The organism is Nocardia sp. NPDC004604, from assembly GCF_040609795.1.
Taxonomy (GTDB): domain Bacteria; phylum Actinomycetota; class Actinomycetes; order Mycobacteriales; family Mycobacteriaceae; genus Nocardia.
This window is the reverse complement of record NZ_JBEXLC010000026.1, coordinates 38424-62372: the sequence shown is the minus strand read 5'-3', so window position 1 is coordinate 62372 and position 23949 is coordinate 38424. Positions and strand designations below refer to the sequence as shown.

The following is a 23949-nucleotide window of genomic DNA, read 5'->3' as shown; positions in this document are numbered from 1 at the left end:
GCCGCGCGGTAGGGCGTATTCGGTGAAAGAACTCCCATGACGTTGTTCCAGAAAACCAGGCCACGGCTCGTCCGTGCGCTGGCCGCCGCACTCACCATTCCCGCCGCACTCGCGATGCTCACCGGCTGCGGAAAGTCGGCGCCGGGCACCAATGCCGACGGCAAGGCCGTGCTGCGCTACCAGGGCGCGACCGGCCAGGTCTCGGCCTACGAGCTGGCCGACGACCTCGGCTACTTCTCCAAGATCGCATTGCACTGGGAGGGCGACACCACCAGCGGCCCGGCAAATATCCAAGCCGCCGCGACCCGCCAGATCGAATTCGGCAGCGCGTTCAACGGCGCGGTCGTCAAGTTGGTCGCGGGCGGCGCGGCGGTCACCTCGGTACTGAGCTCCTATGGCGCCGATGAGCAGTCGTTCACCGGCTATTTCGTCCGCGATGATTCCGGGATCACCTCGGCCCGGGATCTGATCGGCAAGAAGGTCGGCGTCAATACCCTTGGCGCACACCATGAATTCATCACCCGGGAATGGCTGCACCAGCAGGGACTGACCGATCAAGAGATCAAAAAGGTCGAGCTGATCGTGGTACCACCCGCCAATACCGAGGACGCCCTGCGCAAGGGCCAGATCGATGTCGGCACTCTCGGCGGCGTCTTCCGGGAGAGCGCGGAAGGGCGCGGCGGTATCCACCCGCTCTATACCGACAAGGCCCTGTTCGGTCAATTCGACTATGGCACCTACGTTTTCCGCAAGGCCTACATCGCCCAGAATCCGGAGGCCGTCAAGGACTTCGTACAGGGCACCGCACGAGCGACGCGCTGGCTCCAGGTGACACCGCGCGACGAGGTGGTGGCGCGCTTCGTTTCGATCATCAATAGGCGCGGGCGCAATGAGAACACCGACCTGCTGAAATTCTGGCGGAGTCCGGGCATTCCGGTGCCCGGTGCCGTGATCGCAGAGAAGGAACTGCAGATCTGGATCGATTGGCTGGTTCGCAATGGTGATCTGCCCGCAGGCAAACTGTCCGCGAAGGATCTGTTCACGAATAAGGACAACCCCTACGCCAATGGCACGTACGGCCCGACCACCGGGCCGACCGGAGAGGTGGTCGCGGCGAAATGAGTCAGGTGAAACTCGCACTCACCGGAGTGCGCAAACAGTTCCCGGTCCGGGGCGCCAACGCGGAGTTCACCGCGATCGAGGATATTTCGCTGGAACTGCGTAACGGCGAATTCCTGGTGCTGGTCGGCCCCAGCGGTTCCGGAAAGTCGACGCTGCTGGATCTGCTCGGTGGGCTGAGCAAGCCGACCGCGGGGCGGATCCTGTTGGACGGCAAGCCGATCAGCGGTCCGGGACTGGACCGCGGCATCGTATTCCAGCAGTATGCGCTGCTGCCATGGCGCACCGCCCGGGCCAATATCGAATTCGGCTTGGAGGCCAAGGGCGTCCGGCGCCGGGACCGCCGGAAGATCGCGGCGGAGTATCTGGAGTTGGTCGGACTCGACGGATTCGGCGATCGGTATCCGCATGAGCTGTCCGGTGGGATGAAGCAGCGCGTCGCCATTGCCCGCGGCCTCGCCTTCGATCCGGAGGTGCTGTTGATGGACGAGCCGTTCGCCGCGCTCGACGCCCAGACCCGGGAGTCGTTGCAGGAGGAGCTGTTACGGATCTGGCGGGCGACCGGGAAGACCATCCTGTTCATCACCCACGGCATCGATGAGGCCGTCTACCTCGGCCAGCGCGTTGCCGTGCTGACCTCGCGGCCGGGGCGGGTCAAGGCCGTTATCGATATCGACATCGACCGTGATTCCGGTGTGGATGTGCGGTCGAGCGAACGCTTCCGGGAAGCCCGGCATCAGATCTGGTCGCAGTTGCAGAGCGAGGTCACCCGGGCACAGGGACTCGAGCGGGAATCGCTGTCCGCGGCCACGAATACCGAAAGGAAGCCGGTTCATGTCTAGCGCAGTACAGATCATCGAGAAGTCCCGGCCGGTCAAAGTACAGAGCCGGGCCGAATCCACCGCGCCGAAGGAGATCGGTGCGCTGCGGCTGCTGCGCGCGTTGGCGCTGCTGGCGTGGCGAATCTTCAAGCCCACCTTCGCTATTGGCCTGCTCGTCGCGGTCTGGGAGGCGGCACCGCGGCTCGGGCTCGTGGACGAGGTCTTCCTGCCGCCGTTCTCGACGGTCGCGCAGGCCTTTGTCGACCTGGTACAGAGCGGCGAAATGTGGGAGCACGTCTCGACCAGCCTGACCCGCTCAGCGACCGGATTCTCCCTCGCACTGGCGGTCGCCATTCCGGTCGGTGTCGCCATCGCCTGGTACAAGCCGGTGGCGGATTTCCTCAACCCGATCCTGGAACTGTTCCGCAACACTGCGGCATTGGCGCTGTTGCCGGTGTTCATCCTGATTCTGGGGATCGGCGAGACGTCCAAGATCGCGCTGGTGGTGTATGCGAGCTTCTTCCCGATCCTGCTGAACACCATCACGGGCGTGCGCACGGTGGACCCGCTGCTGATCAAATCGGCTGTCTCACTCGGCTTCTCGCCGATCAGGCTGTTCCAGAAGGTGATTCTGCCCGCCGCTCTGCCATCGATATTCACCGGTGTGCGAATGGCGGCCGCCTCCTCGATCCTGGTGCTCATTGCCGCCGAAATGGTCGGTGCGCGCGCCGGACTCGGCTACTTGATCACCGCGGCCCAGCAGAACTTCCAGATTCCCAATATGTATGCGGGCATCCTCGCGAATTCCCTGTTGGGGTTGACCTTCAATGGCGTACTGGTCGCCCTCGAACGCCGCCTATCGCGCTGGCGCGCCGAACCATCCCGTTAAGTACCTCCTATGCCTCTACCTCGCAAGCAATTCCACCATCACGAGGCGGCCTGGCGCCATCCACGGACCGAGGAACGCGTGGCACGCAAATTCGCCTCGCTCGACCACATCAGCAGTGGGCGGGCCGGGTGGAACATCGTCACCTCGGCCAATGAACAGGAGGCGTTCAACTTCGGTTTCGACGCCATTCCGGAGCACGCCAGGCGCTACGAGCGGGCGCAAGGGTTCGTGGATGTCACCGTGCAGCTGTGGGACAGCTGGGAGTCCTCGGCGATCGTGCTCGATCCGGATGCGGGCGTATCTGCCAGGCGGGCTCGAGGTCTTCGTGGACCGAATGGTCCCGATCCGGCAGGAACGCGGCCTGTTCCGCACCGACTACACCGCGACGACCCTGCGCGGACACTACGGGCTGGCTCCGGTGGAAAGCCGGTTCGCACGGGTGCGGACCGAAGTCGACGCATGACCACTCGGCTGTCCAGGCAGCGCGCGATCGAATGATCGCCCGCTGACCTCGGGCGAACATTCGATGCGATATGCCCGGCTGGCGGCCATCATCCGCGAGGGCGAGTCTCCGGATTTCGGTGCACGGCCTGCGAACCCCGGTGTCTGTGCTCCGGCTAGCGGGGCACCGTGACCGGGTCGGTGCAGCTGGCGGCGGCGTCGACGAAGGAACAGAGTTTGGGGTCGCGAGTGGGGCGGTAGTCCGGGGCGACGCCGCCATTGTGGGTGATATCGGTGTAGGCGGGGACGGCATCGGTGGGGTTGCGGGTGAGCGTGGGGTCGGTCCGGACGTCGACGGTGTACAGGCCGAAACGCGGTGTGTAGGAACCCCATTCGTAGTTGTCGGTGAGACTCCAGTAGTTGTAGCCGATCAGGTTCATGCCATCGGCCTTCGCGCGCTGCAGCCAGTAGACGGTATCGCGGAGGTCGTCCGTGCGGGTGTAACCGTCGGTGCGCGGTGCGCCGTCCTCAGTGGGCATGCCGTTTTCGACAATGTAGAGCGGGTGACCCGGGAACTTGCGTGAATAGTGTTGCAGGGCATAGTAAATGCCCTCGGGTTCGAGTGGGTTCTGCCAGAGTTCGCTGAGGCTCAGCTGGGTGACGGTGCCGGGGGAGGCGCCGTAGTAGTAGTCGATGCCGATGTAGTCGAGCTTCGCGGCGATCTTGTCGATGAGCGGACCATTGACCACATCCTCGCCCGCTGGAATGTAGGCCACGTTGCTGGTGACCATCGCGCCGGGCTGTACGGCGTGGATGTAGTCGTAGATGGCGTTGTGCGCCTGGGCGATTCGGTCCTGCATCGCCGGGATGGCGGTGGCGTCGAGGCCGCCGTGCGTGGACTCGTTCATGATGTAGGCGGCGGGTTCGTTGAACGTGACCCACAGCGGGTTGTTCGCGGCGTACCGATCGACGACGGTGCGGGCGTTGGCGAGCCAATCCGCGACGATATTCGGATTCGACCACCCGCCGCGATCGGCCTCCCAACCCGGGTAGACCCAGTGGTCAATGGTGAGCATCGGCCGCATGCCAGCGGCGGTGATCGCGGCGATCACATTGTCGTAGAAGCGAAGTCCCGCCTCATCCCATGCACCCGGTCGAGGCTGCACCCGCGCCCATTCGATGCCGATCCGGTAGACCTTGACGCCGAGCTTCGCGGCCAGGTCGATATCGGATCGGTAGCGGTGGAAGAAGTCGACCGACTCGAGGTACGGATCGGTCGTCTTGTCCTCGGCCACATACCGGGACCAATTGCTATCGGGCGCATAACCTTCGGACTGATAGCCCGAAGCGGCAACGCCCCAGAGAAAATCTGCGCCGAGTGGCTGCACCTGCGTGGGCGGGGCCGGGCTCGCCACCGCGGGCACGGCACCGCCGACAATGAGCGTGGCAGTGGTGGCCGCCAGGGTGGCCAAGATATGGCGACGACTCTGTGATCGCATCGAACTCCTGCTTCCTGATGTGACGGGGCTCATGGACCTCCGGCGCGCGCCGGGGCGGGGCAGGACCACGCGACGAGAGTAACTGGTCGGTCGACCTTCGCGAGGCATCTACACGCGGAATGTGTTGGGGTCCGGTAGTAATCGCCGGGTGCGTCACCACACGGTGGATCGAAAACGTACGTATCCGGACACCGCCAGGGTGAGTGCGGCGGGGGTGCCGAGCGGGTACAAATTCGGCAGGCTCGGGCCTGCCTGGCATCGGGTCCGGAAGAAGCGGTGGGGACATGTCGAAGAGCCGGGTGCAGAAGAAGTTTCGAGCGATACGCGCCTCTATCCGGATGCTCCGCCGCCAGCTGGCCAATGATCCCGAGGCCTTGGTGATTACCGGTCATGCAGTGTTGCGCAGCAAACATCCTTGGCAGCGGCGCTTTGCCGAAGATATGTTTCGGCTCGCCGCCGAGAAGGGTGACCCGGCCGGGATGGCCTCGTTGGCGGAGATTCTGGTCGACCGTGGCGACGACACCGCGGCCGAGGACTGGTATCGCAAGGCCGCCGCGGCAGGATCGCCCATTGCCATGCATAACCTTGGCGTGCTGGCGGATCGGCGAGGAGCGCGCGAGGATGCGACCCGATGGTTCCGGACGGGCGATGAGGCCGGCAACCCGGATTCGGCGGTAGCCCTGGCCAGCATGCTCGGCGATACGGCGGAGGCCGTCGCGCTGCTGCGTCGCACAGCCGACACCGGGCATCCGGTTGCCATGAACGGTCTGGGTGCGCAGTTGGCGAGATCCGGCGACCTCGTGGAAGCCGAGATCTGGTTCCGCCGCGCCGAGGAGACCCGGTCCGACCCGCTGTTCCAATGCAATATCGGTGTTTGCTGCGCGCGACGAGGCGATCACGCGGCCGCGGAACACTGGTATCGCAAGGCGGCCGTGGCCGGAAGCGTCGACGGCATGGATTCGCTCGCTCATCACCTCGCTGAGCAGGGCTACTCCGCGGGGGCCGGATTCTGGTGGCGCGAGGCCGCCGAGACAGGCGATGTCGATGCCATGTTCGATTACGCATTCACCTGCAACAAGCAAGGGCGCAGCACCGAGGCCGAATACTGGTATCGCAAGTCTGCGACGGCAGGTGACTCTCGTGCCATGAACAACCTGGCGGTCCTGCTCACCGAACGCAACGGTGATGACGCCGAGGCTGAGTCCTGGTTACACAAATCCGCCGCAGTAGGCAATATCCGCGCCATGCGGAACCTGGCGGCCCGATACCAACGCCGCGGCGATGATCACCAGGCACAATACTGGTCGCATCAGGCCGACACAGCCGACAAGAACCTCAGCTGAAAGATCCAGACCGTGGCCGAAGCCCGGACCACAGACCGCACTGACCAACGAATAGGACCTGGTGGTCAGCGCTTCCGAGCGCAACTGACTCGGCCGCTCCCTCGAGCACCTGATCGCGCTGTCCAATACTCTCCAGGACCGCGGCGTGGCCCTGGTCGTGCCCGTCCAGGGCAGCGACCCTCCACTGCAGTCGGCCGCATGTCTGTGATCGTGGTCGACGAACGTCACCGGTTGCCGATCGGGCGGCCGTACGTGACGGCGGCGAACCGTTCGACCCGAACGCCGGTGCGCCCGAACCGATTCCGATACCGGAACCACAGGAACCACAACCGCTCCGCAGCCTGTCATCCGCGTCGGCGGGGCAGCTCCAGATACACCGGCCGGCCGAGGATCGCGTCGTAGAACGCCCGGGAGCGTTCGATGTCGGTCACGGTGAGTCGGATGTGGTCGACGGCGGTTGTCTCGATCGGGATGTCCACCATGCTGCCGCGAAGGGCTGACTCGACGACCCGACGTGCCGGAGCCTACGGCCTACCCCAGGCCGACCCGCCTCCACTGTCCATCGCGCCAGTCGAAGTACCAGTATCCGTAAGGACGGCCTACGGTGCCGCCAGCTTCCCAGCAACTAACCACGCTGTCGCCTGTGCCTTGGATTTCGTTACCGTTGTACGGTGGATTGAGACCGCCACATTTGGCGTAGGCGTGAATGCGGAAGTCGCAGGTGTTCTGCCGGACATGGAGGGTGAAGGTCATCGTCCCGGGGCTACCATCCGCGTCGATGCTGCATTGCCTGGCTGCCTGTGCTTGCGGGAGCCCTGGGCCCCACATAGCCAGGGCACCCGTCAATGTTGTAGCGGCGAGGGCGGCGACGGCGAGGGTTCTGCGCGCGGACTGGAACATCTGATTGATGAGCATGCCGTCGATCGTTTCCTGCGTCGGTCGTCGTACGCGAGATCGGCATTCCGATCTGCCGCAGTTTCACCTGATCATGGATGGTTTTCACGTGCGATGGCGGTTCGACGCGATGACCGACGTCCTTGAACTCGATCGGGAGCGGGCGAAGGCGTGGACGCTGGGGCGTGTATTGCAGGACTCCCTCTGGGAAATCCAGGACAGCCGCCCCTTGGTGCCAGACCATCTGGAAGTGGCTCGACAGTTGTTGAGTGGCAAGTAATTAGGTAGGTCGCCGCAGCATCTTCGCCATAGGCGCTCGAAGGTGGCGTCACCGCACCCTGAACCTCGACATCCACGGCAAGAGCCTTAGCAGCTCGCTACTCGACCTCGAACTGCCGGGGCGACCCGCATAACACCTGGAAAGGCCTGACCGACAAGGTATCCGGTCGACCCAACACCGGGTGCCTACGTGGGGCCGCCGCAGACGGACACGTCCACACCTACCTGTTCGCCACGGAACCATTCGGCCCGGAACTCGGCGCTTGCCACGGCGCCGATCTCACTGCGGTGTTCGACACCTCGGCCAGATCGGCGCCGCCACTCCACAAACGCTCCGCGCACCACCGCCAGCTGACCCCACCTGTGCACACGAGTGCGGACATCGGTGCAGTCGACTTCGAAAATCGACAGATATGTCTGCCGCACCTGCCACGATCGCGCACTTATGGGCGGTCAGGAAACGAGCGGATATTCGGTAATCTGACGGCCGTGCGTTACGAAGTCCACCGGACCGGGGTGCCCGGAAGCCTTCCCTGTCGGGTGATCGCAAAACTGCAGCCACTGAGATGGCGTGTGATCGTGGGTGACGGCGTCGGACATCTCGATGGGGGCGTCGAGCAGGACTGGTTGGATGACGAACTGCCGCTCGAATTCCGCAGACCGAATGCGGTTTTCTTCGCCACTGGCCCCTACTGAGCCAGGGGCGTGCGAGCCGATCCGCGCCGCGCCGCTGTCGCCACCGACTACCGGTGCTCGCGCCGCAGATGCGAGGACAAGCTTCATGCCCGTCGTCTCTGCACTCGCTGCCCGCCCGGTTGTCGCCGATGCTCTCGGCTACCACCACGTCACCACAACCAAGCTCGCAGCCGCCTGGATCCGCTACGTCACCGCCCCGCGGTTCCGGTCACCCGCCGGCTGCATCGACCACCCGCGACAGTTGAATACGCGACCTCACCAGTCCGGGGACCCCCGTGTTGGGGGGAGTGGATGTAGCGGGGGACTTCTGGAGCAGGCGGGGGAGCGGGCGTGGACGCGAGGGGGGCGACTATCCGAAGGGGGAGCGGGCCAACGGGATTCGCATCCGACACATGGGTGCTGGGTGGACAAGGCCCATCGAATTTGGATTCTAAACATTATGTTAGGTAGATATGCGCATCTATGCATGCTATCTTTATACAAACCGATCACCACAAATCACCTCCCAACATCCACGCAAGACTCAAACAATCACCAACAGCTCAGAGGGGAAAGCCTTGACTTCGAGCGCGCTCTAAAACCTAGCGTGAAGGCATGACAGCAACATTGATCACCGGAGCGAACAAAGGTCTCGGCTTCGAGACCGCCCGCCGACTCGTTACCGCGGGCCACACCGTCTACATCGGCAGCCGCGACATCGAACGCGGTCGCCGGGCCGCCGAGCAGTTGGGCGCGCGGGTGGTTCAGCTCGACATCACCGATGACGCGTCCGTGGCGGCCGCGGTCGAGACCATAGCCGCCGAGGGTGGGCTGGATGTGCTGATAAACAACGCGGGCATCCAGGCAGAGATGAGTGAGAGCCATGAAGTGGTCGGTGCCGCGGACGTGACGGCCGACTTGATGCGAAAGACATTCGACACGAACGTCTTCGGCACGGTGCGCGTCCTACACGCATTCCTTCCGCTGCTCCAGCGTTCCACCGCCGCGGTCGTGGTGAACGTCAGCAGCGGTCTGGCCTCACTGACCAGAGTCGCCGCTGCGGGCACCCCGGCGTACGCCTACCCCGGCGTGGCCTATCCCGCGTCGAAGACGGCGGTCAACATGATCACTGTCCAGTACGCGAAGGCATTCCCGAACATGCGGATCAATGCGGTGGAGCCGGGCTTCACGAAGACCGATCTGAATGTGAATACCGGCATCCAGACCGTCGAAGAGGGCGCCGAAATCATTGTGCGCATGGCGCAGATCGGGCCCGACGGCCCCACCGGCGGCTACTTCGATGCCGAAGGCGTACTGCCCTGGTGATGCGAAACCGGCTGCCGCGTCGCGACTATTCCGGCTCGACCACGGCCGTTGCGACTATGTAGCCCTTCGGATCGCGCCACGTGTGTCCCGGATGATGGGTGAACCAGTCCTCGACGTCCTCACGCAGATCGGTGAGGATGGCCTGCCGCCGTGGGTGGTTCGGTGTCACGCCGTACAACGTGAACAGTGCCTCGGCGAACCGCACCAGCGGTTCGGGCGTATCGAAGACGAGAGCGTTGTCGGACCGGTGGATCCGGACATCGCCGAAGACCTGGGTCATCATCTCCGGCAACGTATCGGAGTCAACGGTCATGGTGACCGCGGAGCCCACGCCGTAGGTCGTGGCATGCGCGGCCACGAGTTCGCTGGTGTGCGGGTAGGTTCCGGGATGATTGACGACCACGCTGACCGACCCGCCGGGTTTGGTGATGCGCCGGAAGTCCCTGAGTGCGGCGGTCGGATCGGGCACGTGGTAGAGCATGTGGCGCGCGGTGACCACATCGAAACTGTTGTCATCGAACGGGATACGCTCCGCACTGCCGAACACCCCGCGTACCCCGGGTATCGCATCGGCCGCGGCGACCATGGCGGGGGAGGTGTCGATGCCGACGAGGGGACCCTGGTGACCGCTGGCGGCGAGCTGGGCGAGAAAACGCGCGTCTCCGCAGCCGATATCGGCTAGCTGTTCGGTGCCGGTGAGCGCCAGTGCGGCCAGGACGGCGGCGGCCGGCTCGTCGGGCCGTTCGGAGTAGCGCTCATGCGTGTCGATGCGCACCTTCAGCGGTGTCGGATCGGCGTATTCGGCATCGAGGCGGTAGCTGCACATCGCGGTCGTCCTTCGGTCCAATGGCCGGTGGTTGACCAGGTCGCCAAGTCCGGCGATCGGGTCCGCGGGCTTTCCGGCGGTGAGCGTACCTCCCGAGGCGGCGCGTGGCGTCCCTTTCGCGGTGCAGTCGGTTCTGCTAGGAACCCTCCGACCGTCCTGCGGTGGCGGCCGGAAGCTTCGCTGGGACGGTGTCGGTGATCGGCGTGGCCTCGACCAGGTGACGCATGTCCTCGGTGCCCGGGCGTTCATCGTCCAGAATAGGTTCGCCGAGTCCGATTTTCTCCTGGAGACGTTTCATCCAGGCCGGTGCCCACCAGCAGTCGTCGCCGAGCAGTTTCATGACGGCGGGCACGAGCAGCATGCGCAGTACGGTCGCGTCGATGAACAGTGCGGCGATCATGCCGTAGGCGATGTACTGCATCATCACCAGATCGGAGAATGCGAACGCACCGGTGACCACCAGCAGGATGAGTGCGGCGGCGGTGATGATGCGTCCGGTGTGCGCGGTGCCGGTGTGCACCGCATCGGTGGTGGTCGCGCCCTTGGCCCTGGCTTCGACCATGCGGGAGAGCAGGAAGACCTCGTAGTCGGTGGACAGGCCGTAGATGATCGCGATGATCAGAACGAGCACATTGGATTGGATCGGCTGTGGCGTGAAATTCAATAGCCCCGCGGCGTGTCCGTCGACGAAGATCCAGGTGAGGATGCCGAGGGTGGAGCCGAGGCCCAGTGCGCTCATGAGCGCGGCCTTGATCGGTAGGACGAGCGAGCCGAAGGTGAGGAACATCAGCAGCGTGGTCACCAGCAGTACGAGGGCGATCATCACCGGGATTCGGTAGAGCAGTGCGTCGATGCTGTCCTTCTGCATCGCCGGGATGCCGCCGACGAGCATGGTGACGCCCTCGGGCAATTCCATCGAGCGCAGGTATTCGATGGTTTCGCCCGCCTCATTGGAGTTCGCCAGTGTGGCCTTGGTGCGGTAGACGTTGTCCTGGGTAAGGGATTTGGACGGCATTTCGAATGGACTGGCCAGGCCTGGCGCATGCCCGGCGGCGCGCCAGGCATCGCCGACCGGAGCGCTGGTATCGGCGACGAAGACCAGTTCGATGGGGTCGGATCTGCGCTGCGGGAAGTAGGTGTCGATCTGTTGCTGTGCGACGCGAGTCGGGTTGTCCGGTGGCAGATATCGTTCGCTGAAACCGCCGAAGATGAGGTCTTTGACCGGGATGATCAGCAGGAACAGCACAATGACCAGCGGAATCGCGACGGTCAGTGGGCGCTGCATCACCCAGCGAGTGGTCTTGCCCCACAGACCGTCCTCGACCTGTTCGGCGGTCCTGGTTCTTCGGATTCGCTTGAACCCCAGCATATCCACGCGCGGTCCGAGGATGGCCAGGCTCGCGGGCAGGATGGTGATGGCAGTGAGGGCGGCAAGCAGGACGGTGGCGATGGCGCCGTAGGCCATTGATTTGAGAAAGCCCTGGGGGAACAGCAGCATGCCGCCGAGGCTCGCGATGATCATGGTCGCGGAGAACACGACGGTGCGGCCCGCGGTCATGACGGTGCGGCGCACTGCCGAGCGGGTGTCGTAGCCTGCGGCCAACTCCTCGCGGAATCGGCTGACGATGAACAGCCCATAGTCGATCGCCAGGCCCAGACCGATCATCGAGAGCACCGATGAGACAAATGAATTCACTTCGGTGAAGCGCGTCAGGAACATGATGATGCCCGATGCGCCGATCACGGTGAGCCCGCCGACCATCAGCGGCAGCGCGGCGGCGACGAGGCCGCCGAAGATGAAGAAGAGGAGGACCGCGACGGCGGGAATGGCGAGGACTTCCATGCGGTGGACGTCGTCGGCCATGGTGTCGTTGAGTGTGCCCGCCACCGCTTGCAGCCCGCTGACCTGCACGTCGATACCGGGTATGGTGAAGGCGTCCTTGACCTTTCGGAAGTTGCGCACGGAGTCGGTGTCGTTATCGCCCGCGATGGCGATGGCGGCCACGGCGCGCTTCTTGTCCTCGGTTGCCGCCTTTGCGCCGCTGATCTTGGCGTTCTCGACGCGCCAATAGGAGGCGTTGATGCCGGTGATCTCGTCGGGATACTTGTGCGGCAGGCTATTGAGGTTGTCGATGATCGGCTGGCTGAATTCCGGATCGTCGACCGTCTTGCCATCCGGTGCGGTGTAGAGCACGACGACGTCGAAGTCGTGATTGCGTCCGAAGGCGGCGTCGGCGAGGCGTGCGGCCTGCGCGGATTCCGAAGTGGGGTCGTCCAGGCCGCCGGAGCTGAGATGGTCGTCCAGGCCGAAGCCGTATCCGCCGAGTGCCAGTAGCGCGCCCACCACGATCCCGATGACGGCGAAGCGCAGCCGGTATACGAGATCCCCCCAGCGCGTGAACATCAGCGGGCTCCTTGCCGCGGGGAAGATTGTTGTGCTGCTCGCTCTGCCGCGCCGATCGCCAAGGGGCTGCATCCTTTCCGGGGTGCACGCTCGATGTGCCTGTAATCAAAGGTACAGGCCAATGTGAAGTGGGATTGTTTCAGAAATGATGCCGCGAATGTGCCAGTGTGACCTGAATTGCATTGACTGCGAAGGTGTATCGGATGACCCCGATGGATCGGGGGGTGCGGCACCAATGGCGCAACAGACAACAAAGTAACCCTAGTGTCCCGTCCGAATAGATTGCTGCGCTACGCACGTCGGCTGCTCGTCGAGCGTAGTCATCCGGCAGTCGAATCCAGCCTGGGTGACCACCATTCGACTACCTTCGGCGCCCCCTGGACCCAGGGGCGATACGGCAGGAGCTATCTGGACGGGGCGGCACTAGTTCCGGTCGGCGGGGCTGGACGGATATAAACGCGCCCGGCCGATACCGCGCCTAGGCGGCCTGACCGCAGCATCGACCGGATCGGATTGTCTACCAAGTGAATTGCACGCTGTGCAGTGTTGCGGCCTATGAACTGCGCGGGCGCCGCGGCGTGAGCGCGATATCGGTCGGGCCCAGGATCTTGCCGAGAGTCGCAGCGAGCGTACGCAATTCGTTCGGGTCGAGCTTGTCGGCGAAGCATTCTTGGATGCTCGCAAGGTAGCTGGGTGTTGCCGCATGCAGGCGCTCGCGCCCCGCATCGGTGATGGCGACGAATGCGGATCGGCCGTCGTCCGGATTTGCTTCACGCGCAACCAGACCCGCGGCCGCCAGTTCGGTGACGAGCCTGCTGACCCGGGTGCGGCTGAGTACGACGCGTTCGCCGAGGTCGGTCATGCGCAGCGGTTCGACGCCGTCGAGTTCCAGCAGTACGTCGTACCACGCGAGCGGGAGTCCGAAGTCTCGGCGCAGCTCGGCGTCCAGGCGTGGGACCAGGCTTGCGTGCACCCGCAGCAGGGCCGACCATGCGCTGCTGGCCGCGTGGTGCTGCTTCTCCGATTGCGTCACGGACCGATTCTAGCCACTTGCGTGCACCCGCACATATATAATAGCGTGTGCACGCACATAAATTTTTCGTGCGCCGTTAGGAAGGAATCCCATGACCACAGTCATCGCCCGTGAAGAGTTGGCGGCCGCGATCGAGGCCGGTTCGGTAACGGTCCTCGACACCCTCGGTGCGGGCTATTACGAGAAGGCGCATCTGCCCGGTGCACTCACCCTGGTGGAAGCCGATGTGGAATCCCGGGCCGCCCAGCTGCTTCCGGACCAGCACGCACCGATCGTCACCTACTGCTCCAATAACGCCTGCCAGAACAGCGAGGTCGTCGCGGTGAAACTGCGCGCGCTCGGCTACACGAACGTCCGCGCCTATCGCGCGGGAATCCAGGACTGGACCGAGGCGGGTCTACCGGTCGAATCGGAGTCCTGAGTCGGGTAGGCCGCGGTCGGGCGGTGCACCGCCCGACCGCGCATCAGGGCTGGTAGCGCCGTCGACACGGTCCGTCAGTGGCGCTCGGGCTACGCCGACGCATGTCCGACGAGTTGATGCGGGCTTGTGGTCGCCCAGGGATCGGCGGATGATTTCAAGAGTAACTATTTCTGGTCGGGGTCTCATCATCGTCGAGTAGCAAGGGGTTGAAATGACCACCAGAATTGCTTCGGCGTTCGCTGCGATCGCCATCGCTCTCTCCGTCGCCGCTCCCGTAGCGTCGGCCGCACCGGAAGCACCCGCGCCGACTGCCGATCCGGTGGGTTCGGTGGCCTTGTGTTTCAACATCCCGCTGGGCTTCTTCAGCTTCAGCATCTGCATCTGAGGTTGCCGAGCAGGCAAGCAGTCGCCGACCTGCAGGAGTTCGCAGTCCGCAGCTCGTCGAGGTGAACATCGAGCGCGCTCACCGCACAGCTGGGTCCGCGCCGCAGATTGTGCTGGTACTCGTGATCGCCGAATTGGTCAGGGGCCCAGCGCTTTCCTTCGTCCGGTCGCCTCGGACTGGGGCGTCTACCCGACGGCGACTGTCCACAGATCGCTGCCTCACCGCGCCGCAATACTGCGTCACCGACGACCGGCCGCAGTCGACCGGACATGGGTCCTGTCGACGACCAGCACGGTCGAGATCCTGGTGCGACCCGGGCACCACCGGAACCCTGCCAGCAGAGCGAGCGCCAGCTCGGAATCCATGGCTGGCGGCCCGCCACTGGCGTTCATAAAGCGGTGAGCATTGTCGGTGGGGCGGGCTACGGTGGGGTGATGACCACGCATCTGACGCATTGGGGAGTGTTCGAGGCCGAGAGCGATGGGGAGCGGTTGACCTCGGTGCGGCCGTGGCGCGGGGATCCGGAGCCGATGGCGTTGATCGAGAATGTGGCGTCGGCACAGCATCATCCGACGCGGATCGACCAACCGTATGTGCGGCAGGGGTGGTTGGAGCGCGGCCCGGGGGCGTCGAGGCGCGGCGATGAGCCGTTTGTACCGGTGTCGTGGGACAAGGCATTCGAGCTGCTGTCGGGTGAATTGAGCCGGGTGTATCGCGAACACGGTGCGGAGTCGGTGTACGGCGGATCCTACGGGTGGGCGAGTGCAGGGCGGTTTCATCACGCACAGAGTCAGGTGCATCGGTTCCTGAACTGCCTCGGCGGTTATGTGCGGCATGTCAACAGCTACAGCCTCGGTACCTCGGAGGTGTTGTTGCCGCACGTGATCGGCTCGATCGGGTTGTTCGACAGGCATGCGACCGCCAAAAGCGTGCTGGCGAAGCACGCGGAGTTGGTGGTGGCGTTCGGCGGTCTGTCACCGAAGAACTCCGCGGTGTCACCGGGTGGAGTGTCGCGGCACAACACCAAGACCTGGATCGCCGCGGCGCGGGCGCGCGGCTGCCGGTTCGTCTCGATCAGTCCACTGCGCGATGACATTCCGGCCGAAGCCGAGGCCGAGTGGATCGCGCCGCGGCCGGGCAGCGATACCGCGCTGATGCTCGCGCTGGCGCAGGTGCTGGATGCGGATGGGTTGGCGGACAAGGAGTTTCTGGACCGGTACACCGTCGGGTACGAGCGGTTCGTCGGGTATGTGCGCGGCGAAACCGATGGCGTGGTGAAGGATCCGGGGTGGGCGCAGTCGATCACCGAGATACCGGCCGAGCGGATCCGGACGCTGGCGCACGAGATGGCCGCGGCGCGCACCATGATCAATGTCAGCTGGTCGCTGCAGCGCGCCGAGCGCGGTGTTCAGCCGCTGTGGCTCGGAGTGGTGTTGGCGGCGATGCTCGGCCAGATCGGGCTGCCCGGTGGTGGATTCGGGCACGGCTACGGGTCGACCGCGCATGTCGGCGAACCGGCGCGAGCTGCCGCGGTGCCGCGGCTTCAACAAGGTAGCAATGGTGTGGCAGCCTTCATCCCGGTCGCCAGAATCGCCGATATGCTGCTGAATCCGGGACAGCCGTTCGATTACAACGGCGCGCGGTTGGTCTACCCGGATATCAAGTTGGTGTACTGGTGCGGCGGGAATCCCTTTCACCACCACCAGGATCTGGCCCGGCTGCACGCGGCGTTCACGCGGCCGGAGACGGTGGTCGTGCACGATGCGTTCTGGACCGCCACCGCACGTCACGCCGATTTCGTGCTCCCGGCGACCATGAGCATCGAACGTGACGACTACGGCGCCGGGCAGAACGACCGCGACTTCTTTCCGATGAAGGCGCTGACCCGGCCGCACGGTTCGTCCCGCGATGACTACGCGATTTTCGGCGAGTTGGCCGAACGTATCGGTGTCGGTAAGGAATTCACCGAGGGGCGCACCGTCGAGAAATGGTTGCGGCATCTGTACGAGGAATGGCGCGCCGGGACCAAGGATCCGGCGGTGCCGGATTTCGACGAGTTCTGGGACAGCGAGTCGCTGGCACTTCCGGTGCTGGATCCGGAGCCGGTGCTACTCTCCGATTTCCGCGCCGATCCGCACCGTTTCCCGCTGACCACGCCCAGCGGCCGGATCGAGATCTTCTCGGCGACGATCGATGGTTTCGGATACGCCGATTGCCCCGGACATCCCGTCTGGCTCGAGCCCGAGGAATGGCTCGGCGCTACCGCTGCGGTGCGGTTCCCGCTGCAGCTGGTCGCGAATCAGCCGCGGACCAAACTGCACAGTCAACTCGATATCGGCGCGCACAGTCGGTCGGTGAAGATCGCCGGGCGGGAACCGGTGCGGTTGCATCCCGACGATGCCGCGGCACGGGGGCTCCGGGATGGGGATATCGTGCGGATCTTCAATGACCGGGGGAGTTGTCTGGCCGGTCTGGTCGTCGACGACGCGGTCCGGCCGCAGGTCGCGCAGTTGTCCACCGGCGCCTGGTATGACCCGGATCCGGCCGACCCCACGTTCTGCCGTCACGGCAACCCGAATGTGCTGACCGCGGACCGGCCCGCGTCCACTCTCAGTCAGGGGTGTGCCGGGCAGCTGGCCCTGGTCGAGATCGAACCCTACCGTGGCCCGCTGCCGGAGTTGGCCGTCGATCACCCGCCCGCGATTGTCCAGTAGCCCAACGCTTTTCGTGACTCGCGGCACACTCTTGTCAACCCTGCGGGTGAGGCTGGTCTCAGCCCGCGGTCCCGGCCGGTCTCCAGTGCGCGATTTCTGTCAGGATTTGGGATTATGGTGTCGAATCCGCTGCCCGCGCTAGCTCGCCGGATCGCGCAGAAACGCTGGGTCATGCGCACAGCGCCGATCGTGCTGTGGCTGGAGCGGTTCGTGCGGTGGGTCAGCCGCGGGCGGCACGGGGTGCTCGATCTCGCGGGTCTGCCATCGATCGAGATCACCGTGGCGGGGCGCAAGACCGGGATTCCGCGTACCACCTCGCTGCTGTACGTTCCGCGCGGTAACGACTTCTTGCTCGTCGGCTCCAACTGGGGCAGCCCGAAGCATCCGATGTGGTCGGCCAACCTGCGCGCGGCGAGCACCGCCACCGCCCGGCTGAAGGGCGAGGCGTTCGAGGTGAGCGTCACCGAGGTCACCGGCGTGGACCGCAAACGCGCATGGGACCTCGCCGTCGAGTTCTGGCCGGGCTACGAGATGGAGTACGAGCTGTCCGGCAGCCGGACCTTCCGCATTTTCGAGCTGCGCCGCAGCTGATCGTGGCGATTGTCGAACCCGCCCCACCACCCCCACCGAACCAACAAACCCCCAATCCGATCGGTCGAGAATGCGCTGGTGCAGGGGTGCTCTCGGCGTTTGCCAGCATCAGCGCATGGTGATCGCTTGTCCAATATTTGGGGGTGTCTGGTGGGGTATGGCTGGCCGTGCGCGGACCTGCTGGCGACGGCAGGGGCGTCGTGCACTGCTAGATCGCCGCGCGTTGGCAGGCTGCTTGCTGGCCCGCCGGATCGCTGAGCCGCCGGTTACCTCGCGGCTGTCATCGTGGTCAGGCTGAGGTTGCGGCATGGTCGCGGGCGGCCCACGGTGGTCACTGGGCGGCGGGCACGATCGGCGCGCCTGGATTCGGGCCGGGCGCGGGCGGCGTCAGCGCGGCCGCCGGTGAACTCGGCTTGGCGGGCGGAGGGGGCATGGCCGGTGTCAGGAGCGGTGGCCCCACGGGCGCTGGCACGATGACCGGGGCGGGCGTCTTACCCGGCTCGGTGCAGTCGGGATCGGCGGCGCGGTCGCAGGTGGTGGCGGGCACGATCGGTGCCGCGAGCGTGGCGGTGCCGGTCGTGATGGCGCCGGTGACCAGGATGCCAGCGGCCGCGACCAGCAGCGCGGCGGCGGCTGGTCGCGGGCGGGACGCGATAATGGTGGGCACGGCGATCACAACCAGATCGGGTCGCCGTAGACCGCGACCGAATTGTCCGCAGTGTTGGTGGAGATACTGGCGATCACATACGAGCGCAGGCTGACCGGCCCCATACAGGCGTCGATTTTGATCTGCACCTGGTCGGTGGTGATCGAACCGTGCGGTCCGGCAAGGGCTTTGGTGCCGAAGGGGATAGTGGTGATGGTGCCCGGCTTGAAGGTGGTGGACACGCTGGGCATCGCCATGGCGCCGACGCCGCCGCCGAGCCCCGGGGTCGGCGCGACCATCACATTCACATTCGGTCCGACCGAGGCCGCGAGACCGATCGAGATCCCATTGGACACATCGATCTGGCAGCCGATCTGGTAGCCCAGCGTGAGCGTCCCGGAGTTCACCGACGCGCTGCCCGCGCCGGTGATATCGGCGACCGCGCGCAGGCTGACGAATCCCTCCCGGGTGAAGGCGGTATCCGCGAGATTGGGCACTCGATCCAGGTTTTCGGCGGCCTTCCTGACGGTCAATTCCCAGCCGTCCTCGGTGGTGACGGTACGGGTCTGATCCGGTAGCGCATCCGCCGAAGCCGATTGTGCTGGAACGATACTCAGCACACCCGCGGCCAGTAGGCATAGCGGGACGCCGGTCGAGCTATTCATATGTCAGGTCTCCTCGGTGTGTTGCTCGTCGAACGATATCGAAGCCCGGAGCCATCGCCCGCACCGCCACCAAGATCGCCGCACCGCATAGGACGATCGTCCAAAACGACACATTGTCGGTATCGGAGCGAGCAGAATCCGGATATGTCGACACAGCGATTACATGCCTTCACAGACGATGTGCTCGCCGACCACGACGCAGTGGCCATCGCCGACCTGGTTCGTCGTGGTGCCGTCAGCGCCTCGGAGGTCGCCGCGGCAGCGCGGGCACGGGCGGCGCGCGTGGATCCGACATTGCGCGCCGTCGTGATCGAGAAGAACGGGTCGGTCCCCGGCGATACCGACGCACCGCTGTTCGGTGTGCCGACCTATGTCAAGGACAACACCGATGTGCGGGGACTGCCGACCAACCACGGCACCGCGGCGTTCGTCGCGCGACCGTGCGCCAAGGACGGGCCGTACACAAAACAGCTGCTCAGCACCGGGATGACGGTGCTGGGCAAGAGTCGGCTGCCGGAGTTCGGTTTGAACGCGAGCACCGAATTCGCCGCGGCCGAACCGACGCGCAATCCGTGGCATACCGACTATTCGCCGGGCGCGTCATCGGGTGGTGCGGCCGCATTGGTCGCCGCGGGCGTAGTGCCGATCGCGCACGGCAATGACGGTGGCGGGTCGATCCGCATTCCCGCCGCGTGTTGCGGCATTGTCGGATTGAAGCCGAGCCGGGGGCGCCACATCGACGGGCCGCAGGCGCGCTCGATGCCGATCAATCTGGTGTCGGAGGGGGTGCTCACCCGTTCGGTGCGCGATACCGCGACGTATTTCGCAGCCGCCGAACGCTATTGGCGCAATCCGAAGCTGCCGCCGGTCGGTCTGGTGGAAGGTCCGGCGCGTCGACGGCTGCGGATCGGGGTGATCGCCGATTCGGTCACTGGCACCGAAACCTGTCCGCAGACCCGCGCGGTACTCGATGACACCATCGCCGTGCTGGAGAAGATGGGCCACGAGGTGCGGCCCGTCCCGCCGCCGGTCGGGCGAGGCTTCGTCGACGACTTCACCATCTACTGGGGGTTGTTGGCGTTCCTGGTCGCGGTGGGCGGGAAGTTCGCCATCGATCCGCGGTTCCGGGCAGGCGGACTCGATAAGTTCACCCGTGGACTCGCCGGGTTGTATCGGAAGTCGATGGTGCGCACTCCCGCCATCCTCTACCGCCTATCCCAGGTGCGGCGCGCATACGCCAAGATGTCGCGCGATAGCGAATTGATCCTGTCACCGGTCCTGGTGCACACCACCCCGCGACTGGGCTATCTGAACCCGACGGTCCCCTTCGACGAGCTGTTCGAGCGTCTGATTTCCTGGGTCGCCTTCACTCCGTTCAACAATGTCGCAGGCACACCGGCGATCTCGCTACCCATGGGCACCTCGACCGAAGGGCTCCCGATCGGCATGCAATTCTCCGCCGCCTACGGCGACGAACGCACACTGCTGGAAATCGCCTTCGCGCTCGAAGCCGAACGTCCTTGGCGCCGCATCCAAGACTGAATTCGCCTGCACTACAATTGAATTCGCCTGTACTACAAGGGAAGTGAGGTCCAGTCCTCGGCGAAGGGGCCTGTGCGACGCTCGACCATGGTCAGCGCCTCGGTGCGCGCGGCCTCGATCTCGCGCTGCCACTCGTCGGACACCAGTCCGAGCCGAATGGCCAGCGCGTACTCGTCTTCGTCCTTCCAGCGGTAGCTCAGATCGGGTGCGACGACGAGGTCGATATGCAGGTCGCTGGTATCGACGCCCGCGGTGGTCCGGATGAACGGCAGCTGGAAATTGACATACCAGCCCAGGAATTCGCCACGCTCGTCCCATATCGGCGCAATGGCGAAGTAGCGGTCGGTGTACATGATCGCCAGCCGCGTGTTGCGCTGCCAGGTCCAGTTCGCCATCGCCCATTCCCGGCGGGCATACGCCTCGAGCAACTGCCCGCGGGCCGCCGGGTCGTTCTCGCGCATCGACTTGATCCACAGTTCCGGACCGAGGCCGACCGTGCCGGGCGTCAGCAGCACCCGAAGTTCGTCGCCGCCATCCTCGATGACCCGCTGCGGCCATTCGGTGAACGACCTGCCGTAGATCATGTCTCGAACGAGGATGGTTCGACCTGTCGGGAAGGGTGTCACGTCAGCAGGATTCACTGTTGGGAGAACTCGCCGTCGATGAGCCCGGCGGTGAAGGCGTTCCACTCGTGGGCGGTGAAGACCAGAGCCGGGCCGGTGGGGTTCTTCGAATCCCGGATTCCGACCAGTTCACCATCGAGGAACGCGACCTCGACGCAATCCCTGCTCGCCGAGCTCCTGGCACTCTGCGCCACTGGGCGCGAGAGAGATCGACTCCGTACTCGTTGATCACGAGGCACCCCCTATGGTTCCCGCCTAGAGTTCCGTGCCCAGACTGGACGAGTTCGGCTACGGCGCGAGATCGCCGTCAATGACGCTGTGTGTGAAGGCGTTCCATGTACGGGAGGTGAAGACCAGAGCGGGGCCGGTGGGATTCTTGGAGTCCCGCACGCCGACCAACCCGCCGTCGAGGAATGCGACCTCGACGCAATCCCTGCTCCCCGAGCTGCGGGTGCTCTTGCGCCACACGGCGTGCGATAGATCGACATGGTGGTTGTTCGTCACGAGGCGTACTCCCTAGCTACCTGTCGAATCAGGTTCCTGCTCGCGAATTCATCCAGCGCGATGTGGTGGATGGCTTGGTACGACTCATAGTAGCTCCGGACATCGTCGTTGTGCTCGAGATACAAACTGCCCGTGAGGTTCTCAAGGTAGACGACGGATGGCTCTACTCGCTCGCCATGGTCATCCACCGCAAAGTCGATAATCGTGAACAGCCCCGCTGGTTGTCCGAGGGGGATTCCGGCCCGCAACGGCAGTATCCGGAGGTCCACGTTCGGCAGCGTGGACATATCGGCCAAGTGGCGAAGTTGTGTTGCCATGACCTTGGGTCCGCCGACGACACGATGCAGTATGGATTCGAGTAACACCACATTCAGCTGAGCAGGCTGGCGCTTGCGGGTGATGAGCCCTTGACGTTTCCGTTTGAGTCCCAAGCGTTGGTCGATCTCGTCGTCGGCATCATTCGGGTAGGTACCTCGTACCAACACACTGGCATAAGCTGGTGTCTGCAACAGCCCGAGCACAACATCGGGCGTATACGAAGTGAGCTGGCGCGCAGCCGCTTCCAACCCGAGATACACATCGAAGTCCTTCGGGATGAGATCGCCATACCGGTGCCACCACGACTTCACCGACGCTTGCTGCGCAAGTCCGATCACCCCGGCAGTAGTCGTTTCGTCGGCGTTGTACATCGTGCACAGCTCCCGAACATCCAGCAGCCGAATTCGTTCCGCGTGCCCGGTCTCGAGCCGCTGCAGACTGCTGGCACTGCGCTCGATCAATCGCGCCGCTTCGTCCAACGTCAACCCGACCTGCTGCCGAAGGTCACGCAGATACCGCCCGAGCTGCCGCCGCGGCAACGTACTGCCGGTGTTCGACACGTTCATACCCCCAATCCCTGTGATGTGGCTTCGGCATGACTTTGTCATCGGGAACGGATCGCTCCGCGATCTTCACCCCGAATCCGTTCGAACACCCCGAAATCCCGAGTCGAAACCCGAATTCCCTGCTCGGACCGCCCCGACACAGGTCCCGGCAGTACTGGGCGTCCGGGTCGGACAGGATCGCCTGCATGCTGCCCGTGGCGGTGGCATGGTTGGCGGAACAGCTGAATGTCGATGCGGCGCAGCTTCGTTCGGACGGCCGACGGACGGGCTGGACATGTCGGTGCTGCCCGCGGAGCGGCGGCGGTTCCTGGCCACGATGGCCCTGCGCGCGCTGGAAGCCCGTGACCCGCAGCGGCGGTATCCGATTCTGCCTACGCTGTTGGCGCTGTCAGTCACCGACGTGCTCAATGAGGTGTCGGCGCTGCTCGATCGGGCGATCTCGAAGAAGTTCAGCACGCTTTTCGATATCGCCGTCGATCTCGATCCTCGATTGGACTTCGGCGACGACGGCCCCTGCAGCCCGACGCGACGACGCCGAGGCTGGCCTCGAAATCCTCTGACAGCGCCCCGAGTGCTTGTAACTCCGGGCGTTACAAGCACTCTGGCAGAGATCAATCCTTGCGCATCCAGGCGAGCATGGTCCGTGTCTCGCTGATGCGCCAGCCCGCCGCCGTCCGTACCACTGTGCAGGCCAGTCGCAGACCGCTTGTTTGATGCGGCGGTTGGCCGTCGCGGTAGAAGTACACCAGTGAGTTCGCCGAGGCCGCGGCCTGGTCGCCGTTGACGTTCACCAGCAGGTCGTTGGTCATATGCTGGGCGTGCTCGCCCGCGACCTCGGCCTGTCGCATGTAGTCGACAACCTTGTCGATGCCGCGGAGTTGGGCTCGCGGCGAGTGGACCGCCACATCGTCGGTGAAGATCGTGTCGACATCATCCCATCGCTTCTCATCGAGCAGGCGGGCGTAGCGGGTGAACAGGTCGGCGATCTCGATACGGTCGGCGACCAGAGTATCCGTGGCCATGACATTCTCTTTCGTTGGCGTCACCAATATTGGAGTCGCCAACTATACATGCATTCGTTGGATTCACCAACGGTGTATGGTGGCCGCCGTGGAGGCGCCCGAACGCCTGACCGTGAAGTTGGGTTGGCTGCTCGCCCGGCTGGCAGTGCACGCTCATCGGTTGGCGTCCAACGGCTTCGGCGCGATGGGTGCGCGTGGGTACCAAGGACGGACAGAACTTGATCCACCTCCTCACCCGGCTGCTCACCCGCCTTCAACGGGGATGAGCAGGGCTCGGTCCGTGCCTCGGTGACGCGCCGCGACGTGACGGCTGGCCATGACGCCCGCTCTGCGGCGCGCCCACTCGAGCGTGCCCACGAATCGCCGCACCCGGCGGCCCCAGCGGTAGTGATGTAGCCGAGCG

23 protein-coding genes and 3 pseudogenes are annotated in these 23949 nt (G+C 64.7%); 13 read left to right on the top strand and 13 right to left on the bottom strand.

What is annotated here, in order from left to right:
- Positions 1–36 precede the first annotated feature (36 nt).
- The 4 genes and pseudogenes from ABZW16_RS12525 to ABZW16_RS12510 form a co-directional block, all read left to right on the top strand.
- The gene (locus ABZW16_RS12525) at positions 37–1122 is read left to right on the top strand and encodes an ABC transporter substrate-binding protein (protein ID WP_354955147.1); all 1086 of its coding nucleotides are present in this window, start codon (positions 37–39) and stop codon (positions 1120–1122) included.
- Positions 1119–1961, top strand: a complete 843-nt coding sequence (locus tag ABZW16_RS12520; protein WP_354955145.1) for an ABC transporter ATP-binding protein — start codon at positions 1119–1121, stop codon at positions 1959–1961. The genes ABZW16_RS12525 and ABZW16_RS12520 overlap by 4 nt, the downstream gene beginning before the upstream one ends.
- Positions 1954–2829 carry an ABC transporter permease gene (locus tag ABZW16_RS12515; protein ID WP_354955143.1) on the top strand — a complete coding sequence of 292 codons (876 nt, stop codon included), beginning with the start codon at positions 1954–1956 and terminating at the stop codon, positions 2827–2829. The genes ABZW16_RS12520 and ABZW16_RS12515 overlap by 8 nt, the downstream gene beginning before the upstream one ends.
- A 9-nt stretch (positions 2830–2838) precedes the next feature.
- Positions 2839–3135, top strand: a pseudogene (locus ABZW16_RS12510) (LLM class flavin-dependent oxidoreductase); the annotation flags it as partial.
- 311 nt (positions 3136–3446) lie between these two features.
- Here the strand turns inward: ABZW16_RS12510 and ABZW16_RS12505 are convergent.
- On the bottom strand, positions 3447–4769 hold the full coding sequence (locus ABZW16_RS12505; RefSeq protein ID WP_354955141.1) for a family 1 glycosylhydrolase: 1323 nt from the start codon (positions 4767–4769) through the stop codon (positions 3447–3449).
- 284 nt (positions 4770–5053) lie between these two features.
- Between ABZW16_RS12505 and ABZW16_RS12500 the strand changes: the two genes are divergently transcribed.
- Positions 5054–6112 (top strand): tetratricopeptide repeat protein, encoded by a 1059-nt coding sequence (locus ABZW16_RS12500; protein WP_354955139.1) that lies wholly within the window; start codon positions 5054–5056, stop codon positions 6110–6112.
- Between the two features lie 344 nt (positions 6113–6456).
- Here the strand turns inward: ABZW16_RS12500 and ABZW16_RS12495 are convergent, their stop codons facing one another.
- Positions 6457–6594 carry a hypothetical protein gene (locus ABZW16_RS12495; protein WP_354955137.1) on the bottom strand — a complete coding sequence of 46 codons (138 nt, stop codon included), beginning with the start codon at positions 6592–6594 and terminating at the stop codon, positions 6457–6459.
- Positions 6595–7019: 425 nt separating this feature from the next.
- Between ABZW16_RS12495 and ABZW16_RS12490 the strand changes: the two genes are divergently transcribed.
- Positions 7020–7286: a hypothetical protein gene (locus ABZW16_RS12490; protein WP_354955135.1), complete on the top strand. Its 267-nt coding sequence runs from the start codon at positions 7020–7022 to the stop codon at positions 7284–7286.
- Between the two features lie 452 nt (positions 7287–7738).
- Here the strand turns inward: ABZW16_RS12490 and ABZW16_RS12485 are convergent, their stop codons facing one another.
- Positions 7739–8068, bottom strand: a complete 330-nt coding sequence (locus tag ABZW16_RS12485) for a hypothetical protein (protein ID WP_354955133.1) — start codon at positions 8066–8068, stop codon at positions 7739–7741.
- Positions 8069–8575: 507 nt separating this feature from the next.
- Between ABZW16_RS12485 and ABZW16_RS12480 the strand changes: the two genes are divergently transcribed.
- Complete coding sequence (locus ABZW16_RS12480; RefSeq protein WP_354955131.1) at positions 8576–9286, top strand: SDR family NAD(P)-dependent oxidoreductase; 711 nt, start codon at positions 8576–8578, stop codon at positions 9284–9286.
- A 25-nt stretch (positions 9287–9311) separates the two neighbouring features.
- On the opposite strand, the gene ABZW16_RS12475 is transcribed toward ABZW16_RS12480, so the two are convergent.
- From ABZW16_RS12475 to ABZW16_RS12465, 3 genes and pseudogenes are all read right to left on the bottom strand, one after another.
- Positions 9312–10112: a class I SAM-dependent methyltransferase gene (locus tag ABZW16_RS12475; RefSeq protein ID WP_354955129.1), complete on the bottom strand. Its 801-nt coding sequence runs from the start codon at positions 10110–10112 to the stop codon at positions 9312–9314.
- Positions 10113–10356: 244 nt separating this feature from the next.
- Positions 10357–12516 (bottom strand): annotated as a pseudogene (locus tag ABZW16_RS12470) (MMPL family transporter); the annotation flags it as partial.
- A gap of 553 nt (positions 12517–13069) precedes the next feature.
- Entirely contained in the window at positions 13070–13549 is a 480-nt protein-coding gene (locus ABZW16_RS12465; protein WP_354955127.1) for a MarR family winged helix-turn-helix transcriptional regulator, read from the bottom strand.
- A 91-nt stretch (positions 13550–13640) separates the two neighbouring features.
- Between ABZW16_RS12465 and ABZW16_RS12460 the strand changes: the two genes are divergently transcribed.
- The 4 genes from ABZW16_RS12460 to ABZW16_RS12445 all read left to right on the top strand — a co-directional run bounded on the left by ABZW16_RS12460 (position 13641) and on the right by ABZW16_RS12445 (position 17660).
- Complete coding sequence (locus tag ABZW16_RS12460; protein WP_354955125.1) at positions 13641–13970, top strand: rhodanese-like domain-containing protein; 330 nt, start codon at positions 13641–13643, stop codon at positions 13968–13970.
- 211 nt (positions 13971–14181) lie between these two features.
- Complete coding sequence (locus tag ABZW16_RS12455) at positions 14182–14355, top strand: hypothetical protein (RefSeq protein ID WP_354955123.1); 174 nt, start codon at positions 14182–14184, stop codon at positions 14353–14355.
- 434 nt (positions 14356–14789) lie between these two features.
- Complete coding sequence (locus ABZW16_RS12450) at positions 14790–17069, top strand: molybdopterin-dependent oxidoreductase (protein ID WP_354955121.1); 2280 nt, start codon at positions 14790–14792, stop codon at positions 17067–17069.
- A gap of 114 nt (positions 17070–17183) precedes the next feature.
- Complete coding sequence (locus ABZW16_RS12445; protein ID WP_354955119.1) at positions 17184–17660, top strand: nitroreductase family deazaflavin-dependent oxidoreductase; 477 nt, start codon at positions 17184–17186, stop codon at positions 17658–17660.
- A 331-nt stretch (positions 17661–17991) separates the two neighbouring features.
- On the opposite strand, the gene ABZW16_RS12440 is transcribed toward ABZW16_RS12445, so the two are convergent.
- A complete protein-coding gene (locus ABZW16_RS12440; RefSeq protein WP_354955117.1) occupies positions 17992–18336 on the bottom strand; it encodes a hypothetical protein in 345 nt (114 codons plus the stop codon).
- Positions 18333–18971, bottom strand: a complete 639-nt coding sequence (locus tag ABZW16_RS12435; protein ID WP_354955115.1) for an MspA family porin — start codon at positions 18969–18971, stop codon at positions 18333–18335. The genes ABZW16_RS12440 and ABZW16_RS12435 overlap by 4 nt, the downstream gene beginning before the upstream one ends.
- A gap of 144 nt (positions 18972–19115) precedes the next feature.
- Here ABZW16_RS12435 and ABZW16_RS12430 point away from each other — a divergent pair, with 144 nt between their 5' ends.
- Positions 19116–20513 (top strand): amidase, encoded by a 1398-nt coding sequence (locus ABZW16_RS12430; protein ID WP_354955113.1) that lies wholly within the window; start codon positions 19116–19118, stop codon positions 20511–20513.
- A gap of 32 nt (positions 20514–20545) precedes the next feature.
- On the opposite strand, the gene ABZW16_RS12425 is transcribed toward ABZW16_RS12430, so the two are convergent.
- The 4 genes from ABZW16_RS12425 to ABZW16_RS12410 form a co-directional block, all read right to left on the bottom strand.
- A complete protein-coding gene (locus tag ABZW16_RS12425; RefSeq protein WP_354955111.1) occupies positions 20546–21097 on the bottom strand; it encodes a DUF402 domain-containing protein in 552 nt (183 codons plus the stop codon).
- Between the two features lie 53 nt (positions 21098–21150).
- Positions 21151–21330 (bottom strand): DUF397 domain-containing protein, encoded by a 180-nt coding sequence (locus ABZW16_RS12420; RefSeq protein WP_354955109.1) that lies wholly within the window; start codon positions 21328–21330, stop codon positions 21151–21153.
- Positions 21331–21424: 94 nt separating this feature from the next.
- Positions 21425–21640 carry a DUF397 domain-containing protein gene (locus ABZW16_RS12415; protein WP_354955107.1) on the bottom strand — a complete coding sequence of 72 codons (216 nt, stop codon included), beginning with the start codon at positions 21638–21640 and terminating at the stop codon, positions 21425–21427.
- Entirely contained in the window at positions 21637–22524 is an 888-nt protein-coding gene (locus ABZW16_RS12410; protein WP_354955105.1) for a helix-turn-helix transcriptional regulator, read from the bottom strand. Before ABZW16_RS12410 ends, ABZW16_RS12415 begins: the two co-directional genes overlap by 4 nt.
- A gap of 262 nt (positions 22525–22786) precedes the next feature.
- Between ABZW16_RS12410 and ABZW16_RS12405 the strand changes: the two are divergent.
- Positions 22787–22975: pseudogene (locus ABZW16_RS12405) on the top strand (hypothetical protein); the annotation flags it as partial.
- A gap of 160 nt (positions 22976–23135) precedes the next feature.
- Here the strand turns inward: ABZW16_RS12405 and ABZW16_RS12400 are convergent.
- Positions 23136–23546 carry a nuclear transport factor 2 family protein gene (locus ABZW16_RS12400; RefSeq protein ID WP_354955103.1) on the bottom strand — a complete coding sequence of 137 codons (411 nt, stop codon included), beginning with the start codon at positions 23544–23546 and terminating at the stop codon, positions 23136–23138.
- Between the last annotated feature and the right edge of the window lie 403 nt (positions 23547–23949).